Source organism: Ideonella azotifigens (assembly GCF_006519715.1).
Taxonomy (GTDB): Bacteria; Pseudomonadota; Gammaproteobacteria; order Burkholderiales; family Burkholderiaceae_C; genus Ideonella; species Ideonella azotifigens.
On the sequence record NZ_VIDT01000879.1, the window covers coordinates 1 to 1,924 of the forward strand.

At 67.4% G+C, this 1,924-nt stretch carries 4 protein-coding genes; all 4 read left to right on the plus strand.

Annotation, left to right across the window (positions count from 1 at the left end):
• A partial coding sequence (locus FKP22_RS28780) for a beta-ketoacyl synthase chain length factor (protein WP_141291551.1) occupies positions 1–469 on the plus strand: 469 nt, incomplete at its 5' end.
• Positions 466–1,254 carry a lysophospholipid acyltransferase family protein gene (locus tag FKP22_RS28785; protein ID WP_141291553.1) on the plus strand — a complete coding sequence of 263 codons (789 nt, stop codon included), beginning with the start codon at positions 466–468 and terminating at the stop codon, positions 1,252–1,254. The genes FKP22_RS28780 and FKP22_RS28785, both read left to right, overlap by 4 nt.
• Positions 1,235–1,498 carry a phosphopantetheine-binding protein gene (locus tag FKP22_RS28790; protein WP_141291555.1) on the plus strand — a complete coding sequence of 88 codons (264 nt, stop codon included), beginning with the start codon at positions 1,235–1,237 and terminating at the stop codon, positions 1,496–1,498. The genes FKP22_RS28785 and FKP22_RS28790 overlap by 20 nt, the downstream gene beginning before the upstream one ends.
• Positions 1,499–1,558: 60 nt before the next feature.
• Positions 1,559–1,828, plus strand: coding sequence for an acyl carrier protein (locus tag FKP22_RS28795; protein WP_141291557.1), 270 nt, complete (start codon positions 1,559–1,561; stop codon positions 1,826–1,828).
• The last annotated feature ends 96 nt before the right edge of the window (positions 1,829–1,924 follow it).

Below are 1,924 nucleotides of genomic sequence, written 5' to 3' on the forward strand. Positions count from 1 at the left end.
CGCGCGCTCGGTGGCGATGCTGCAGCAACTCGCGGCCGACGAGCCGCTGTCGCCGACCGCCTTCAGCCTGTCGGTGCACAACGCGCAAAGCGCGCAGTACTCGATTGCCCGCGGCGACAGGTCCAATTTCCTCGCCGTGGCGGCCGGGGCGCACAGCGCCGAAGCCGGTTTTGTCGAAGCCCTGGGTCTGCTGGCCGACGGTGCGGAGCAGGTCACCGTCGTCTGCTCCGATGGTCCGCTGCCAGCGCCTTATGCCGATCTGGCCGAGCCGCCAGGCTTGGCGCCGCTGCGCGCCTGGGCGTGCTTGATCCAGCCCGGCAGCGAGCTTTCGCTGCAGACCACCGCGCCAGGTCCGACCGAGGGCAACGCGGCCTTGGGCGACCTGGCCGTGCTGCGCTTCCTGGTCGGCACCGACACGCAGCTGCAGCGTGGCCGTTGGCGTTGGCTGCGCGCATCGGCGGCCCCATGATGGACCGCCTGCGCCGCATGCGCGGCCTGCTGGCGACCGCGTTGGCTTTTGGCAGCTTTGGCGCCGGCGGCGTGTTGCTGTGGCTGGTCATTTTTCCGTTGCTGACCTTGGTCGTGCGCAACCCGGTGCGCCGCGCGAGGCTCGCGCGCTCAGCAGTGCACCACCTGTTCCGCGCCTTCATCGGCTGGATGCGGCTGCTGCGCCTGATCACCTACGAGGTGCGTGGCCTGGCGCGTTTGCAGCGCAGTGGCCTGCTGGTGCTGGCCAATCACCCCACGCTGATCGACGTGGTTTTCCTGATCTCGCTGATCGACAACGCCGACTGCGTGGTGAAGTCCACACTCGCCCAAAATCCGTTCACGTGCGGTGCGGTGCGCGCAACGGGCTACATCTGCAACAATTCAGGGTCGGAATTGCTGCAAGACTGCATAGACAGTGTCAAGAACGATGGCAACCTGATCATCTTTCCCGAAGGCACGCGAACGCGCCCGGGCCAGCCCATGAAGATGCAGCGCGGCGCGGCGCAGATTGCGCTGCGTGGCGGCATCGACATCACGCCGGTGTCCATCCAGTGCCAGCCCCTGGGGCTGACCAAGGGGGCGCCGTGGTGGCGGGCCGCGCCGGTGCCGCTGCATTTTGTGCTGACGGTGGATGAAGACATCCCGGTCGCGCCTTTCATGGCAGCGGCAGGGCAGGAGACTGCGTTGGCCGCGCGGCACCTGACAGACCATTTGATCGGCCATTTCTCGAGGGTAAGAGGGAGTGATGGAAGCGCTGGAACGTGAAATCAAGGAGCTGCTGATCTCGGCGCTCAACCTCGAGGACCTGCGTCCCGAGGACATCGACGCCGAACAGGCCTTGTTCGTCGAAGGCCTGGGGCTGGACTCGATCGATGCGCTCGAACTCGGCCTGGCGCTGCAGAAGCGCTACGGCGTCAGCATGGCGGCCGACTCGGCCGAGACCCGCCGTCACTTCGCCAGCGTTCGGGCACTGGCGCAGTTTGTCAGCGCCGCCCGCATGCCCGCCTGATCGCCCCGACAGATGACTCAGCGGCAAGCCAGTGCCGCCCGCCAGCCCACGAGTTCCAGCATGACCAACCAAGACATTTTCGAGCGCCTGCGCGACATCCTGGTCGAAACCTTCGACATCGCGCCCGACCGGGTCGTGGCCACCGCCCGCCTGCACGAAGACCTGGACATCGACAGCATCGATGCGGTCGACCTGATCGTCCGGCTCAAGCCGCTGGTCGGCAAGCGCCTGCAGCCGGAGGCCTTCAAGGCCGTGCGCACGCTGCAGGATGTGATCGACGCGCTGCAGGGCCTGATCAAAGCCCCTGACGCCGCCGAAACCAGCGCCTGAGTCCGGCCATGCGCTGGGGCCTGGTGGTCGTGCTGACCGCCGCCTACCCGCTGCTGGTCTACCTGGGTCTGGGGCGTTTCGAGCCGCGCTGGCTGG